The sequence below is a fragment of the Vibrio sp. 1CM8B genome (assembly GCF_023161685.1).
Taxonomy (GTDB): Bacteria; Pseudomonadota; Gammaproteobacteria; order Enterobacterales; family Vibrionaceae; genus Vibrio; species Vibrio coralliirubri.
In genome coordinates this window covers 1-15,234 of sequence record NZ_JALNTU010000015.1, presented here as the reverse complement: position 1 = coordinate 15,234, position 15,234 = coordinate 1, and the positions used below count along the sequence as shown (strand labels likewise).

At 44.8% G+C, this 15,234-nt stretch carries 17 protein-coding genes; 4 read left to right on the top strand and 13 right to left on the bottom strand.

The window, feature by feature from the left end; translation table 11 throughout:
* Positions 1-338 precede the first annotated feature (338 nt).
* From MSG36_RS20610 to MSG36_RS20595, 4 genes are all read left to right on the top strand, one after another.
* Positions 339-887 (top strand): sigma-70 family RNA polymerase sigma factor, encoded by a 549-nt coding sequence (locus tag MSG36_RS20610; protein WP_017060646.1) that lies wholly within the window; start codon positions 339-341, stop codon positions 885-887.
* Positions 880-1,608, top strand: a complete 729-nt coding sequence (locus tag MSG36_RS20605; protein WP_048613142.1) for a DUF3379 domain-containing protein — start codon at positions 880-882, stop codon at positions 1,606-1,608. The genes MSG36_RS20610 and MSG36_RS20605 overlap by 8 nt, the downstream gene beginning before the upstream one ends.
* 297 nt (positions 1,609-1,905) lie before the next feature.
* Positions 1,906-3,180 (top strand): outer membrane protein transport protein, encoded by a 1,275-nt coding sequence (locus MSG36_RS20600; RefSeq protein WP_248369553.1) that lies wholly within the window; start codon positions 1,906-1,908, stop codon positions 3,178-3,180.
* A 296-nt stretch (positions 3,181-3,476) separates the two neighbouring features.
* On the top strand, positions 3,477-4,781 hold the full coding sequence (locus tag MSG36_RS20595) for an outer membrane protein transport protein (protein WP_248369552.1): 1,305 nt from the start codon (positions 3,477-3,479) through the stop codon (positions 4,779-4,781).
* A 95-nt stretch (positions 4,782-4,876) separates the two neighbouring features.
* Here the strand turns inward: MSG36_RS20595 and MSG36_RS20590 are convergent, their stop codons facing one another.
* The 13 genes from MSG36_RS20590 to MSG36_RS20530 form a co-directional block, all read right to left on the bottom strand.
* Positions 4,877-5,662 (bottom strand): MlaA family lipoprotein, encoded by a 786-nt coding sequence (locus tag MSG36_RS20590; RefSeq protein WP_086775687.1) that lies wholly within the window; start codon positions 5,660-5,662, stop codon positions 4,877-4,879.
* A 124-nt stretch (positions 5,663-5,786) separates the two neighbouring features.
* A complete protein-coding gene (ccmI, locus tag MSG36_RS20585; protein ID WP_050621064.1) occupies positions 5,787-7,007 on the bottom strand; it encodes a c-type cytochrome biogenesis protein CcmI in 1,221 nt (406 codons plus the stop codon).
* Entirely contained in the window at positions 7,007-7,498 is a 492-nt protein-coding gene (locus MSG36_RS20580) for a cytochrome c-type biogenesis protein (RefSeq protein WP_048607850.1), read from the bottom strand. Before MSG36_RS20580 ends, ccmI begins: the two co-directional genes overlap by 1 nt.
* Complete coding sequence (locus tag MSG36_RS20575; protein ID WP_017060653.1) at positions 7,495-8,046, bottom strand: DsbE family thiol:disulfide interchange protein; 552 nt, start codon at positions 8,044-8,046, stop codon at positions 7,495-7,497. Before MSG36_RS20575 ends, MSG36_RS20580 begins: the two co-directional genes overlap by 4 nt.
* Positions 8,047-8,051: 5 nt before the next feature.
* Positions 8,052-10,022 carry a heme lyase CcmF/NrfE family subunit gene (locus MSG36_RS20570; protein WP_017060654.1) on the bottom strand — a complete coding sequence of 657 codons (1,971 nt, stop codon included), beginning with the start codon at positions 10,020-10,022 and terminating at the stop codon, positions 8,052-8,054.
* Positions 10,019-10,501, bottom strand: a complete 483-nt coding sequence (gene ccmE / locus MSG36_RS20565) for a cytochrome c maturation protein CcmE (RefSeq protein ID WP_017064106.1) — start codon at positions 10,499-10,501, stop codon at positions 10,019-10,021. The genes MSG36_RS20570 and ccmE overlap by 4 nt, the downstream gene beginning before the upstream one ends.
* Positions 10,498-10,704 (bottom strand): heme exporter protein CcmD, encoded by a 207-nt coding sequence (gene ccmD, locus MSG36_RS20560; RefSeq protein WP_009848525.1) that lies wholly within the window; start codon positions 10,702-10,704, stop codon positions 10,498-10,500. The genes ccmE and ccmD overlap by 4 nt, the downstream gene beginning before the upstream one ends.
* 14 nt (positions 10,705-10,718) lie before the next feature.
* On the bottom strand, positions 10,719-11,459 hold the full coding sequence (locus MSG36_RS20555; protein ID WP_017064107.1) for a heme ABC transporter permease: 741 nt from the start codon (positions 11,457-11,459) through the stop codon (positions 10,719-10,721).
* A gap of 148 nt (positions 11,460-11,607) precedes the next feature.
* Positions 11,608-12,276 carry a heme exporter protein CcmB gene (gene ccmB, locus MSG36_RS20550; RefSeq protein ID WP_017060658.1) on the bottom strand — a complete coding sequence of 223 codons (669 nt, stop codon included), beginning with the start codon at positions 12,274-12,276 and terminating at the stop codon, positions 11,608-11,610.
* 1 nt (position 12,277) lies between these two features.
* Positions 12,278-12,895, bottom strand: a complete 618-nt coding sequence (gene ccmA / locus MSG36_RS20545; protein WP_048607846.1) for a cytochrome c biogenesis heme-transporting ATPase CcmA — start codon at positions 12,893-12,895, stop codon at positions 12,278-12,280.
* Positions 12,896-13,173: 278 nt separating this feature from the next.
* On the bottom strand, positions 13,174-13,686 hold the full coding sequence (locus MSG36_RS20540; protein WP_050644988.1) for a DUF2802 domain-containing protein: 513 nt from the start codon (positions 13,684-13,686) through the stop codon (positions 13,174-13,176).
* Entirely contained in the window at positions 13,686-14,180 is a 495-nt protein-coding gene (locus MSG36_RS20535; protein WP_017064109.1) for a chemotaxis protein CheW, read from the bottom strand. The genes MSG36_RS20540 and MSG36_RS20535 overlap by 1 nt, the downstream gene beginning before the upstream one ends.
* A 72-nt stretch (positions 14,181-14,252) precedes the next feature.
* Positions 14,253-15,234: chemotaxis protein CheW (locus tag MSG36_RS20530; RefSeq protein ID WP_248369550.1), on the bottom strand; the 982-nt coding region annotated here is incomplete at its 5' end.

Below are 15,234 nucleotides of genomic sequence, written 5' to 3'. Positions count from 1 at the left end.
GAGGCAAAAAAAAACCACACAAAGCTGTGTGGTCGGAATGTATATAAAGCAATTAACTTAGCGCCAATTGAAATAATCAGTTTCCTGATTAGGAGAAAGTAAAGTCAGCCTTCAAAAGGAAGTGTCGTCTTGCTCAACATGCTAGCCACGAATGACTAACTAGACGACAAGGTGTACTATAACGGGTTCGAGGCCTTAGATTTTGAAGTAGATCAATTTTAATGTGATTTTACGATTTCCTGCCGATCGTTAGCTCTAAAAATATAAAAACGAAGCACAACGTATAGAGGACAGCTATACGCAGAGCAATTATGGAGGCTCGTGTGTCAATAATAAAAATGTTTGGAAAGAAAACAGCCAAGCGTCCGGTCAACTCTGATATGGACAAACAAAGAAAATACGAAGCACTCGTGCGTGCCTATCATCGTGACCTCTTTCGCTACGCCTATTGGTTATGCAAAGACAAAAGCATTGCCGAAGACTTAGTTCAAGAAACTTGCCTTCGTGCATGGAAATCACTCGATAGCCTTCAAGACGAAAAAGCCGCTAAATCTTGGCTGATTACTATCTTGAGACGCGAGAACGCTCGACGTTTTGAACGCAAACAGTTTGATCTGGTTGATATCGACGATCACGGTAACGATGCTAGTGTCAGTGATGACCCGCACCATCAGCATCAGTGGTTGCAAGCCCAGATCATGAAACTTGAAATTGATTACCGTGAACCTCTCTTCTTGCAAGTGATTGGTGGTTTTAGTGGTGATGAGATTGCCGATATTCTCGATCTCAACAAAAACACGGTGATGACACGTTTATTCAGAGCTCGAAATCAGTTGAAAGAGCTGTTGGATACAGAAGAGGCAGAGAGGGGGCAACATAATGGATGATTTGGAATTTCGTCGTCGTGTATTGTCGGAACCTAAACAACGTACACAAGATATTGTTGATGCGGCCGCGAATAGTGAAGCCAATAGTAACTTCTTAGACGATGTACTAGCGCTTGATAAACAGATCCACTCTGCGATGAATGTGGATGTGCCAGACGATCTTGCTGATCGTATTCTGTTCAATCAGACCTCAAGCGAAGAAAGCAAAGTAGTAAGGCCTACGTTTGCGAGACGAGCAATGGCAATGGCTGCCTCGGTAGCGTTTGTTGCTGGTTTATTAGTTGGCCAAGTGAATTGGGGCAACGCATTCGTTTCACCAGCTCAAGCTAGTTTGGTTGATACAGCGATGAAGCATGTTGTTGATGAAAAGAGTTTTGTTAGTTCCATCGATGAACAGGTCACATCGCAGCAAATCAACGCAAAAATGAACCCATTTGCTTTTCAGTTTGATGATGCTTTCCCTTACCACGTCTATTACCTAAACCACTGTGGCTTTGGTAAATCCAACGCAGTACATATGGTCTTCCAAGGCGCAAAAGGCAAAGTAACGTTGTTTTTAACCAGTATTCCGACAGATAAACCTATCGACTTTGATGAAAAAGGCATGTCCGGCTCGGTAACACCCGTCGATGGTAGCAGCTTAATCCTTGTGGGTGAAAATGGTGAGGATGTTTCCAAAATCGCCGAAAAGCTGACAAAAATGATCAAACCAATGAGCTAATTCGCTCTTAAAGCCCCGCCACAAAAGGCCCAGCAATTATATTACTGATATTGCTGGGCTTTATTTATAAATAAACCGAAAAACCATTCACACCACCAATACCTCTAGAGTTAAAACTCTAAAAAACAGTATTTCGCACCATTTTCGTGCCAGATAGGCGTCATTTCCATAATTTTCCACTCAAAATTTCCAATGGTCGGATTTGTATATCGTATACTTGCGAATAGGATCAGCCACCATTGAGCAATTGCTCAAATTAATCGCCCTGTAGAGGCGGATATATAAAGGAATGAATAAATGACTACCAACAACACGCGTCTGTTTAAAAAGTCTCTTTTAGCAGTAACAATTACACTGGCGTCTTCACAAGCGATGGCAGCAGGTTTCCAACTTAACGCACAATCAGCTACCGGCATCGGCCGTGCCTTCGCTGGTGATGCAGTAATCGCAGATAACGCGTCAGTAATGGCACGTAACCCTGCAGCAATGGCACTGTTTGACAAAACTGAGCTTTCTCTTGGTTTTGAAAGCATTACTTCTATGATCGAAGTTAAAGATGCTGAATACACATCTTTAGGTAATGGTAACCAACCTGTAGCAGTAGGTAATACTGATGATGTAGGTGATACTTCTATTGCTCCGAATATTCACCTAATAGTACCAGTGAACGAAAAATTTGCTTGGGGCGTTAACGCATATTCAAACTTTGGTACTAAAACAGAGTTTTCTGACGATTATGTTGCTACTGAGTACGGCGGTCTAACAGATGTAATGAGCATAAACTTCGGTTTAGCAGGCTCATACCGTCTAAACGATCAGTGGAGCTTTGGTGCAGGCTTAGATCTTATCTACGGTCAAGGCACAATGAAACGCACTGGTAGTCAAACTCTTCCTGGTCTAGCTGGAGTAGATCTTGTGAACGTAGATGAAGCTGACGGTTGGGCGGTAGGCTTTAACGTTGGTACCGTTTATGAGTTAGATGAAAACAACCGCTTCGGTCTTTCTTACCGTTACAGCCCTGAGATCACAGCTAAAGATGATAAAGGACAAGAGATCACTCTTCCTCTACCAGACATGGCTGAGTTCTCTGGTTACCACAAAATTGAAGACACTAAGTTTGCTGTTCACTATTCTGTTCAATGGATTGGTTGGAGCGCCTTTGACCAAATCGACTTTGATAACCTAGACGGCTCACCACTTGGCTCTAGTTACCAAAAACAATACCAATGGCAAGATGGTTGGCACTATGCAATTGGCGGCACATACTACCTGAACGATACTTGGACTCTTCGTACTGGCTACATGTATGACACAAGCGCACAAGATGAGTTGACCTCAATCTCTGTACCAGATTCAGATCGCCAATGGTTGTCAGCTGGTTTTACTTACCATATTGATGATAAGTCAAACGTTGACTTTGGCTTTACATACCTATTAGGTGATGACGTTAAAGTTAATGAATCAACTGTAGTTGAAGTTGCACCTGGCGTTCCAGTTACAGCATCGTCAGTTAGTGCGACTACACACGCTGATGCAATCCTACTAGGCCTGCAGTACAGCCGTAGCTTCTAATATAAGTTAATAAGTTACCCCCAAAGGGTCGCATTATGCGACCCTTTTTTATTACCTAAACCACTGACCCACTTCAATTTAAGCTTACAACTGTAGCCTGCAAGGTCAATATATGACTACAAGTGTACGCTCAAACTTCGCAACACAGCCGAAACATTTAGATTATTTCTCTAATAATTAAACACATTTACTCATTAAATCCCTAAAACACTGTTTTATTCGAATTTCATTTTTAAAGTAATGACTCTAAAAGTAGAATCACGCCACTAAATACTTATGATTCAGCGAACATAATAATGAAAATGAATAAGACTCTTCTATCTGCTGCAGTGGCAGTTGGACTACTTTCGACTTCTACTGTGACTCACGCGGCAGGTTTTCAACTAGCAGAATACTCGGCAACAGGCCTAGGCCGCGCATACGCGGGTGAAGCTGCAATGGCTGACGGTGCAGACGCACAATGGCGCAACCCTGCTATGCTGACTTACCTAGAAGGCACTCAGGTTTCTGTTGGTGCTATCTATGTTGACCCTAACATCGATATCGACGGTACTTCTACGTCCATGATGGGACAATCTACTTCGTCAAATTCTAGCGATTTTGCGCACAGTGCAGTAATCCCAAACTTTTATGTTTCTCATAAGTACAACGACAAGTTCGCATTAGGCTTTGCTGCTGGCACTAACTACGGTATGGAAACAGACCTAGGTAAAGACTTTGGTGGCGCAAACCACGGTAACGAAGCAAGTGTTACCACAATGGAGCTAAACCTAAACGCGGCTTACCAAGTACTTGAAAGCTTATCTATTGGTGGTGGTATTCGTTACATCATGGCTGAAGGTAGCTTTGGAGCGGTATCTACAGTTAACTCTCTAGTTCCTATGCCTCAAGGTACAGCTTTAAAATACATGGAAGGTGATGACACAGCGTGGGGCTGGCAAGTTGGTACCGCTTGGCAGATCAATGAAAACAACCGCCTTGGTTTTACCTACAAGTCAGAAGTAGACCTAACGCTTGAGGGGCACGCAAATGGTGTCGCTTTTGATGCTGTTGCTGGCGCTTTAGGTACTCCTGTGAAGTCAAAATATAACGGCTCAATGCAACTTGCATTGCCAGCAACCGCCGAGCTTGCAAGCTTCCATCAACTATCAGATAAAGTCGCTGTACATGCGAGCGTTAACTGGACTAATTGGAGCAGCTTTGAAGAACTAGTAGCTGACATCCCTGAATTCGGTCCTGCTCGAACTCAAGATATCAAGCAAGAGAACTGGGAAGACAACTACCGCTTTGCGATCGGTACAACTTACCAAATGACACCTAAGTTAGCTCTGCGCTCTGGTATTGCGTACGACACTTCAGCGGTAAGCGATGAACACCGTACTGCGACGATTCCGGAAACAGACCGCACTTGGTTAAGTATTGGTGCTGGCTACCAATGGTCTGAGCAACTAACACTAGACGCTGGTTTCACTTACATCCTAGCGAAAGACGCAAAAATGGTTGAAGATGACGCAAGTTCTGCGCCATTTGGTGGTGACTTCGAAGGTGAAGTAACTGGTAGTATTTGGCTAGTGGGTATCCAAGCTAACTACCGCTTCTAATCTGTTTGACTTAATCTAAAGTCATAATCATTAAAAAGGCTCGATGTTGTTTTCAACATCGAGCCTTTCTTTTATCGGTTCTCTAAATCGTGTTTCTAGTAATCTTCTAGATAACCATCGATGAAGTCTTCTTCTTCAAGGTCGACCTCTTCAGGTTCAATCTCGGCTTTGAAATCACGACGTTGAATGTAAACATCACGCGTTAATGCATATGGATCAGGAGAATTATCCAACAGCGCCTCTTGTGACACTAACTGAGCACGTGTTTCCATGCCCTCAAATGCCCACTTGCCTAAGCTTGCCCAGAAGTTCAAGAACGACAGAGGCACATACAAACCATCGACGGTTTCAGTCACTTCTCGCGTCGTTAGTGGACCATAACCCGGCACCATGAAGTACGGACCATTCCCTACCCCGTAATGGCCAATCGCATCAGAGAACGACTTATCGTCGTATTTTGTGATCCCAGCTTCGCTGGCAATATCGATCAAGCCTAACAAACCAATCGTTGAGTTAATCCAAAAACGATTGAAATGGTCGAGTGCTTTTTCACCATTGCCCATAATAAGGTTATTCACCATGCTTGATGGTTCGTCTAAGTTGGCTAGGAAATTGGAGATACCAGAACGCACTGGCACAGGGGTGTAGTCAACATAAGCGAGGGAAACAGGGCGAACTAAATAAGGATCTAGATATTCGTAGTTGATATCCCACATCGCTCGGTTGAAACCTTCAAAAGGATCATTCGGGTGGGACTCTTCGACGTATTCAGAGGTTTCGAGGTTATCATCGTCAACACTTTCGTCCGGCGCACTTGAACACCCAACCGTTAAGCTTGTGATAAAAAGTAAACTCGAGAGTCTTAAAACACTGGCAGACATATCACCTTTTCCATAAGGAATTCAAAAAATAAAAAAGGCCAGCAATCGCTGGCCTCAATTGTTTGGCTAAGTCTATACCGTTTATCTGCAAATCGGAATAGCTAACACCTATGCAAAGTGATGATTAATATTGCTTATTGATATCAATGGTCACTGGAGCACCCAGTTCAACCACTTCACTTTCACCGTACCAATCACCTTCGCGAGTTGAAACGTTGCCGTCTGTATCAAGCCTAGCTCTAACCATCAGAGTTTCAAGGCTAGACAGCTCTTGTCCTTCCAACATGCTGTTGCCGTCATCAAGAACAACAGTACGCGGGAAAGTCCCTAGTGGGTAGCGTGCCGCTGCGATAGGCATTGGAGAACCATCAGCTCTGTGCACTGACACAATTAACACTGAGTTAGGGTCAGCATTCACGTCTGCAGATAGATCGAGCGTTACAGCAACAGTCTTACCTTGGTCAACACCCATAGTGTCGCCCATTTTCTTCTGAGCACTTTCAATACTGCGCGAAAGCATTTCATAGCGACTGTCTTGTGGACCAATCATCTGCTGCATGATGCTCCAGTACTTCACAGCACCCGGGTAGTCTTGACGCTCAAACGCATCGAACGCTAGCAGTGAGAACACACGAAGGTCGACATAATCGTTTTGAATCAAACGGCTCAAAATCAAACGAGCTTGGTTTTGATCAGCTTCATCAGGTGAAAGCATCAGAGCTTGTGCGAAACCTAACTGAACATCTTCATTCTTAGGTTCAAGCTTGTAAGCTCTTTCCATAGAATCTTTTGCTGTTTCAGCGTCGCGGTTAGCCAGTGCAATACGACCAAGCAGCAACCAACCTGTTGAATCTTTTGGCTGGTAATGCAGACGAGTACGAAGCGCTAGAGTCAAATCTTCCAGCTCATCATCCGTTAGTGCACCACCTTCCGATGACATCAGCTTTTTAGACAGTTCAGGAAGGTTCGAGCTCACTTCTTGCCAGTGCTGAACTTTGTCCAATGCACCGAACTTAAAGTACATACCATAAGTCACAACGACGACAAGGATGATCGAAGGTACAACCACACCAAGCGTAGAGATTTGAGTCTTCTTCATCTCTTCTTGTGCAGGAACATCATCGAGCAGAGACTGTTTCAAATCAGCGATCAGTTCTTGTTGGTTATCAACAAGACCTTCCTCTGCTTCTACTTCTAACTCGACAAGACGGTCTTTATAGAATGCTTTGTTCAACTCGTCGCGAAGCATTTCATCATTGTTTGCCTTCTTATTAATGAAAGGCAGAACAATTAAGAAAATTGCCGCTAGCGAAAGGATAATGGTAGAAATCCAAAATAGAGTCATTACTTCTTATCTCCGTCGTTCTCTTCATCGAGTAACGCTTTTAAGCGAGCTTCTTTGTCTGCATCCCAGTCTTTATCTGACTCTACTGCTGCTTTTGATTTTGACTTTCTGCTTCGTAAAATAATCAAACCAAATCCAAACACAACCACCGCAAACGGTCCAATCCAAAGGATCGATGTTGCTAGTGTCAGTGGTGGATTGTAAGTCACAAAGTTACCGTAGCGAGCAATCATGTAATCAATGATATCTTGCTTCGACTTGCCGTCTTTTGTCATCTCGTACACTTTTTGGCGTAAGTCGACCGCTAGTTCAGCGTTCGAATCACCAATCGTGTTGTTCTGACATTTAGGACAACGCAGCGTATTGCTCAGCTCTTTGAACTGCTGTTCTTGATCCACAGTTTCAAATTCATGAAACTCGATAGGCGCAGCAGAAACTGTCGCTGAGATTGCGAACGTAGCGAATAGAGTAATCAGTGCCTTTCTAATCATTTCGATTCCTCCAACAACTCTTGATACATCGGCTCAAGCGTCGATGCCCAGTTAGTTGGGTTCACGTCACCAACATGGCGGTAGCGAACCACGCCGTTAGCATCGATTAGGAAAGTTTCAGGTGCACCATATACGCCAAGGTCAAGACCTAGCATGCCGTTACCGTCAAACAGGCTAATTAGGTACGGGTTACCCAGCTCTTTTAACCAACCAACCGCTTTGTTGCGATCATCTTTGTAGTTAAGACCAATTATCTTAACGCCTTGATCCGCGAGCTTGTTCAGGTAAGAGTGCTCTGCATAACAAGTAGGACACCAAGTCGCCCACACGTTAAGAAGCAGTGGCTCGCCTTTAAAGATCGCTTGATCATGAAACTTACCTGGTTGTTCTAAGTCTTCTAGACCGAACTCAGGAACAGGCTTACCAATCAATACAGATTCAAGCTTAGTCGGGTCATCGCCCGACTGGTTGCGCATTAATTGCGTTGCAAAGATTCCAGCTAGAACCATGAACGCAATCAATGGAATGAATAAAATCTTCTTGTTCATTCGAATTAAGCCTCCTGCTCTTCAGCCGACTTTTTTGTTGGCTTACGGAAACGGTAACGACGGTCACTGATAGCAATAGCGCCACCAATCGACATGATCAAAGAACCAGCCCAGATCCAACGTACAAATGGTTTGTAGTAGATACGAACAGCCCAAGACTTGTTGTCGTCTAAACGTTCACCCATTGCGATGTAAAGGTCGCGCGTTACGCCACGGTCAATCGCTGCTTCTGTCATCATAGACTTAGCTGTGGTGTAGAAACGTTTTTCAGCGTGAAGCGTGTTGATGTATTTGCCTTCTTTAGTAATTTCAAAGTCAGCAATGTAACCATCGTAGTTAGGACCATCTTTGTCACGAACCCCTGTAAACAGGAAGCTGTACTCTTCAAGCTGGTAGCTTTCACCTGGCGCCAGACGTACATCACGTTCGATGCTGTAGTTTTGCACCATCGCGATACCAATAACTGTCACGGCTAAACCAATGTGACCACACATCATTGCCCAGTGGCTACGAGGTAGCTTAGTTAGACCTTTCAGGAATGTATGACGGTGAGTCGCACGCTCATGCAGCTCAAAGCCGTGCATGAAGATGATCCAGAACGCCATTACCCAACCAGCAAACGCAGTACCACTGAAGCGGTCAGCCAGTAGAGCAACCATTAGCGCACTCAAACCAAGTGAGAATGCACCTGAAATCAGCATTGGTTTAACAAGCTTAGACAGGTTGTCACGTTTCCAGCGGATCAGAGGACCGATACCAAGCAAGAACGAGAACGGGATCATTAACCAGAAGAACAACATATCAAAGAATGGTGCACCGATAGATACCGAGCCCAAGCCTAACTGTTTGTGAACTAATGGCAGTAGCGTACCGACTAATACAACGACAAGCGCTGCAATCAGTAAGATGTTGTTACCAAGCAGTGCGTTTTCACGAGAAACCAGATCGAAGTTACCGCGAACACGAACCGATGCGCCTTTAACGGCGAACAGCAGCAGTGAACCACCGATAACAAAGACTAGGAAACCTAGAATAAACATACCACGAGCAGGATCCGACGCGAATGCGTGAACCGATACCAAGATGCCCGAACGAACTAAGAATGTACCTAGTAAGCTTAGCGAGAATGCCGAGATAGCCAGCAATACTGTCCAAGCTTTAAATGTGCCACGCTTTTCGGTTACCGCTAGTGAGTGCATCAGTGCAGTACCAGCTAACCAAGGCATGAATGAAGCGTTTTCTACTGGATCCCAGAACCACCAGCCGCCCCAGCCAAGTTCGTAGTAAGCCCACCATGAACCTAGTGCGATACCTACCGTTAGGAATAACCAAGCTGCGATTGTCCAAGGACGCGACCAACGAGCCCATGCCGTATCAAGACGACCACTCATTAGAGAAGCGATTGCGAAAGAGAACGCAACAGAGAAACCTACATAACCCATGTAAAGCATTGGCGGGTGAATAATCAAACCCGGATCTTGCAGTAGTGGGTTCAAGTCTCGGCCATCTACAGGGAAGAAAGGCAATGTACGTAGGAACGGGTTAGACGTTACGATAATGAACAGCAAGAAGCCGACCGTAATCAAACCCATGATAGCCAGTACGCGAGCCACAGACTCTTGAGGCATACCACGGCTAAACGTCGCTACAGCAACCGTCCAACCCGCTTGGATAAGAACCCAAAGCAATAATGAACCTTCGTGAGCGCCCCAAACCGCAGTAATTCGGTAGTACCAAGGCAGTTGGCTATTCGAGTTACTTGCTACGTATTGAATCGTAAAATCATTTGTGTAGAACGCGTAACACAAGATAAAGAACGAAATCGCTAAGAATCCGAACATACCCCACGACAACGGTCGTGCGCTGTTCATCAGTAATGTGTTATTTCGAGCGGCTCCATACAATGGGAGCACGCTTAGCAGCAATGCAAGTCCCAAGGACAGGATCATCGCAAAATGGCCGATCTCGGCTATCATTGAGCATTTCCTTCTTTTTGTTCAGTCGTGTATTGCAAAGGCTCATGGGTTTTCTTCATTGCTTCCGCAACTTCAGAAGGCATGTACTCTTCATCGTGCTTTGCCAACACCTCAAACGCTTCGATTGTCGTTGCATTTTTAAGAACACCCTGAGCAACAATACCTTGGCCTTCACGGAAAAGATCAGGAAGGATGCCATCGTATAGAATTGTTACTTTAGGGCCTACATCTTGCAAATCAAAGCTAACACGTAGTGATTCATTGTCACGGCTTACAGAGCCGACTACGACCATGCCACCAATACGTAGGCGTTGACCAACTTCAGGTTTCTTACCATCTTTGCCGTTGACCAGCTCAGTTGGTGTGTAGAACAGATCCATGTTCTGGTTAAGTGCGTAAACCATCAATCCAACAGTCGCACTGATACCAAAAAAGATCGCTAAGACAATGCCCAGCCTCTTTTTACGTCTTGGGTTCATAGAGTGTTCTCCATATTTTTTGCTGCATCGATACGAGCTTGACGATCAATCTTAGCTTGTACTTCATTTAGTAATTGCTTACCACGACGAACGCTTACGACCAGTAAAATGATCATCGCGAGGAATGTGATTCCAAATGCACTCCATACATACGAGGCATAGCCTCCCATGGCAAAGAAATCACTCAAAGATTCAAAATACATAATTACCTACCCTACTACGCTTTTTCAGCCGCAAGCTTGCGAACCCATGGACGGTGACTTTCTTTACTGATGATTTCGTTACGGAAACGAACCATAGTCACAGCACCAAAGAAAAAGGCGAAGCCGAAGATGTTAAGAAGAAGCGGCCATAACATGTCACTTGAAATAGAAGGCTTGTCGAACTTAGTGATCGTCGCGCCTTGGTGAAGTGTGTTCCACCACTCTACTGAAAAGTGAATGATAGGTAGGTTGATGACACCAACGATAGCCAAAATGCCTGCCGCTTTGGCTGCTGTTTTTTGGTCGTCAAAAGCATGGTGAAGTGCAATCACACCCAAGTACAAGAATAGAAGAATCAGCTCCGAGGTTAAACGCGCATCCCAAACCCACCAAGCACCCCACATTGGTTTACCCCAAACAGCGCCGGTTAGTAACGCAATGAAGGTAAACACAGCACCAATAGGCGCCATCGCCAGTGCGGCCATATCTGATAGCCTTACCTGCCATACCAAACCGATAAAGGCAGCAATCGCCATCGACATGTATACGCCCATCGACCAGATTGCAGACGGAACATGGATGTAGATGATACGGAAGCTATCGCCTTGTTGGTAATCAGAAGGCGCAAATGCAAGCCCCCACACGGTACCGACGGATAGACACAATAGCGCTAGGATCGAAAACCATGGCAAAAGTTTACCAGCAAGCTGATAAGAGGTTTCTGCTTTGGCATAGGGATGGAGCCATTTCCACATGTTGTAATCTCACTCTTACTTCATTTTGCTTACAGCTATTAAAGCTATAATTATAATAATTTTATTTGTCTTACTTTCAGTTTTACTGACTCTATGAGTCCAATCGACACGTTTGGTTCACATTGGCTATACGATAACGGAACCCCAATCAGTTCACACTCACTCTAAGTGCGGCACTGATCGCAAAAGGCGTCATAGTCATCGCACCCATTAACATTGCCCCAAGCACCGCCAATTGGCCGTTGTACGCAACGCCCAAAGCCGCAGCGTCAATCGCTGACGTCGCGAAAATCAAAATGGGGATGTAAAGCGGCAAGATTAACAGGCTTAACAGGACTCCGCCCTTCTGTAACCCAACGGTTAACGCAACACCAATCGCACCAATAAAACTCAATGCGGGTGTTCCTACCAGCAAGGTCAACACAACTGAGAGCCAAGTATCAAAATCTAAAGACAACAAAACAGCCAACAATGGGCTGATTAAAATCAATGGTAACCCGGTCAACAACCAGTGTGCTATGACCTTGGACAATACTACCAACTGCAACGGGATGGGCATCAGCATCATCTGCTCAAGGGCGCCATCTTGGAAATCATCGCGGAAAAGACGCTCTAAAGAGAGCAGTGCAGAGAGCAAAGCTGCCACCCAAACAATACCCGCAGCAATGCGCGCAAGTAGGTTTGGCTCAGGGCCGATACTCAAAGGGAATAGAGTTATAACAATGATGAAGAACCACAAAGGGTTAAAGATATCCGCTTGACGTCGAAACGCGATAAGCAGCTCGCGTCGGATAATCGTGGTCATTGAAGAGATCATATTACTCACCCAACTTAATTTTTCTTAGTTTCGGGCTATCAGCAAACATATCTTGGTGCGTAGTTAATAGCACAATGCCACCGTTGTCTGCATGCTGAGAAAAAAGAGATTCGAGAACTTTCACGCCCTGCTTATCAATGGCAGTCAGCGGCTCATCGAGAATCCACAACATTTGCTTGCTCAACCAAAGGCGAGCCAACGCAACTCGGCGTTGTTGGCCTGCTGAAAGTTGCCCTGCAGGTACGTCTTCTCTGCCCGCAAGCCCCACTTGAGCCAGCGCGTGGTAAAGCTCTTCTTTGCTGGTACCGCCACTGTGAATAGACTGATAAAAGCTCAGATTCTCATAAGCACTAAGCTCGCGCTTTACGCCTGTTTGGTGACCAAGAAAAAGTAAATTTTGATGATAAACATCTCGACTCGATTCAATAGACTCACCGTCCCAAGAGATAGTGCCGTCATCGCGATCGCCTAAACCAGTAATAATCCTAAGGAGTGTCGTTTTCCCAGTACCGTTACGACCTTCAACCTGAACCAGCTCACCTGGTTTCAATTGAAAAGACAACGATTCAAACAGAACCCTGTCGTCACGAATAGCAGTTAAATTTGAGACTTCTAGCATAGGTAAATTTAGTCGAGTAATGAGAGCGCTATAGTAGCACACCAACATGGTGACAAAACAGGACTAGGCGTTTTCGATAGAACAAAGTCGGTAAGAAACTGTTACCACCGCATCACAATTTACACATTTTCATCAACAAACAAGATATTGTCGTAGATACAAGCACTTATAAACATCGTTCTATATAGATCGATTAGACATAAAAAAAGAAGCCGAAGCTTCTTTTAAGAGGAATACGTAATAAACATCAATTGCTCAATACGAATTAAGCGCTCATTTTAACGACGTCGAGGCGGGTCTCTGCGCTCGCGAGAGGCATCGGGTTGCTCATCGTACGATGAAGGATTACTTCTTAACGAAGGGATTTTTTCCTTACCCGCGAGCTTATTCTGCAGAGACATCATCAGCTCAGCTTCCGCTTTAGGTAATTCACACTCTTCGATCAGTTCGTTAATCCCGGCACCAAGCTGAACCATTTTCGTTGCACGTGTGTACAAGCGTCCATCGGTGTCAGCATGTTCCAGCTCAACAATACGTTCATTCAAGTGCTTTATCAGATCTTGCTGTTCCGTCACTTTCTGGCCAAGGCCAACCACAACAGAGCGAACCTCAAGTAATTGCTTACTCGATTTTTGAAGCTCTTTATCCAAGTTACGAACTTGCAGACGTGACTGATCGAGCTGCTTTTGAATCGCACGTTTTACTTTGCTAATCAAAATCACGATGAATAACGTAAAAACCCCAACGCCTGATATCAGGGCAGCAGGGCTTAAAGGAAGCGCTTCAAACATTACAGGTGAGCCATCTCATCCCATTCGTCTTCGCTTAGTAGTTTGTTTAGATCTACTAAGATAAGCAGCTTGCCATCTCGGTTACTTACACCTTGGATGAACTTAGCACTTTCATCAGTACCAACACTTGGCGTTGTGTCGATTTCAGAAGAACGTAGGTAAACCACTTCAGCAACGCTATCTACTAGAATACCAATTACTTGACGCTCAGATTCAATAACGATGATACGAGTGTTGTCTGTGATTTCACCTTGCATCAAACCAAAGCGAGAACGAGTGTCGATAACAGTAACAACGTTACCACGTAGGTTAATAATACCTAGAACGTAATCTGGAGCACCCGGTACTGGAGCAATTTCGCTGTAACGCAGTACTTCACGTACTTGCATTACGTTGATGCCGTAAGTTTCTTCTTCTAGCTGGAAAGTCACCCATTGAAGTACTTCATCATTCGTTTGCTCTTTTCTTACTTCAACTTCACTCATATGAGACATAGATAATCCTCTTGCCGTCGTTACCGACCACTATTATTAACTTGATGCTTATTGTTAGCCTAATGCTTATGACTAGCTTAATGCTTTTACATCTAGCCCTGCGTTTAGCATGGCGATTAATGCTTCAACATGAATCAAAGCACACATTTTTTCTTTTACCATACCAGCGAGCCATGGGCGTTTCCCTGCCATTTCTCGCCAACGTACTTTATCTGTATTAAGTAGCTCGGTGCCTTTTAGCTCAGTACCCGCAAGGCCCCACAAGCTCTCTCCAAGCATCACTATATATTGATAGTTTTCTTTGTATTCGTCACCTGATAGTTTCTCAGACATCACCCATTTTGCGGTGTCGACCACATCTAGCTGACTATCACGGTTGGTTTGTAAACCTAAATACCAAGCTGGCTTACCAATGATATGACTTAACTCTTCAAGGCGATGGATGCCGCCAAGCTCATCAAGTGGCACCGCAAAGGTCACGCCGTTTACATCAAAATACAAGACTTGAAAGTCTTCTTTGCGAACCGTACTTTCCCAAGAGGTAAACTGGTCAGCACCTCCGGCTTGAGTTTCTGGTTCAATAACTGTCTCGGGCTCAGGAACGTCAAGTTCAGGCTCAACAGCCTTAACTTCTGCTTGTTCCGTCGCTAACGGTTCAGCTTGTAACTCTTCAATTTGCTGCGATTCAACAGGTGGCTCTACAACAATTGATAAATCGGGTTCTGGAAGATTCCAATCCTGAATCTCTGGTTCTTCGAACACTTGAACAGACTCAACCGCGGCATCAAACATTTGCATATCTGCTTGCTGGGCGATTTTCTGGGTGTTCTGATCCATCAACTCATCAAGGTTCAGTTCATCAACAACATTGGTCGCCTCTAAACGACTGAGTAGTTTCTGAACATCCTCAAGGTTAGGAACCTCAAACTCAGCCGCGCGTATTTCTGCGTAGCTTGAGTGGTGACTCGAAAATTGGCGCTCTGGCTCTGGCTCTGGCTCTGGCTCTGGCTCTGGCTCTGGCTCTGGCTCTGGCTCTGGCTCTGGCTCTGGCTCT

Bases quoted from the DNA above. Each gene is read 5' to 3' on its own strand.
- MSG36_RS20610 (WP_017060646.1), top strand. From the start codon at position 339: ATGTTTGGAAAGAAAACAGCCAAGCGTCCGGTCAACTCTGATATGGAC.
- MSG36_RS20605 (WP_048613142.1), top strand. From the start codon at position 880: ATGGATGATTTGGAATTTCGTCGTCGTGTATTGTCGGAACCTAAACAA.
- MSG36_RS20600 (WP_248369553.1), top strand. From the start codon at position 1,906: ATGACTACCAACAACACGCGTCTGTTTAAAAAGTCTCTTTTAGCAGTA.
- MSG36_RS20595 (WP_248369552.1), top strand. From the start codon at position 3,477: ATGAAAATGAATAAGACTCTTCTATCTGCTGCAGTGGCAGTTGGACTA.
- MSG36_RS20590 (WP_086775687.1), bottom strand. From the start codon at position 5,662: ATGTCTGCCAGTGTTTTAAGACTCTCGAGTTTACTTTTTATCACAAGC.
- ccmI (WP_050621064.1), bottom strand. From the start codon at position 7,007: ATGACTCTATTTTGGATTTCTACCATTATCCTTTCGCTAGCGGCAATT.
- MSG36_RS20580 (WP_048607850.1), bottom strand. From the start codon at position 7,498: ATGATTAGAAAGGCACTGATTACTCTATTCGCTACGTTCGCAATCTCA.
- MSG36_RS20575 (WP_017060653.1), bottom strand. From the start codon at position 8,046: ATGAACAAGAAGATTTTATTCATTCCATTGATTGCGTTCATGGTTCTA.
- MSG36_RS20570 (WP_017060654.1), bottom strand. From the start codon at position 10,022: ATGATAGCCGAGATCGGCCATTTTGCGATGATCCTGTCCTTGGGACTT.
- ccmE (WP_017064106.1), bottom strand. From the start codon at position 10,501: ATGAACCCAAGACGTAAAAAGAGGCTGGGCATTGTCTTAGCGATCTTT.
- ccmD (WP_009848525.1), bottom strand. From the start codon at position 10,704: ATGTATTTTGAATCTTTGAGTGATTTCTTTGCCATGGGAGGCTATGCC.
- MSG36_RS20555 (WP_017064107.1), bottom strand. From the start codon at position 11,459: ATGTGGAAATGGCTCCATCCCTATGCCAAAGCAGAAACCTCTTATCAG.
- ccmB (WP_017060658.1), bottom strand. From the start codon at position 12,276: ATGATCTCTTCAATGACCACGATTATCCGACGCGAGCTGCTTATCGCG.
- ccmA (WP_048607846.1), bottom strand. From the start codon at position 12,895: ATGCTAGAAGTCTCAAATTTAACTGCTATTCGTGACGACAGGGTTCTG.
- MSG36_RS20540 (WP_050644988.1), bottom strand. From the start codon at position 13,686: ATGTTTGAAGCGCTTCCTTTAAGCCCTGCTGCCCTGATATCAGGCGTT.
- MSG36_RS20535 (WP_017064109.1), bottom strand. From the start codon at position 14,180: ATGTCTCATATGAGTGAAGTTGAAGTAAGAAAAGAGCAAACGAATGAT.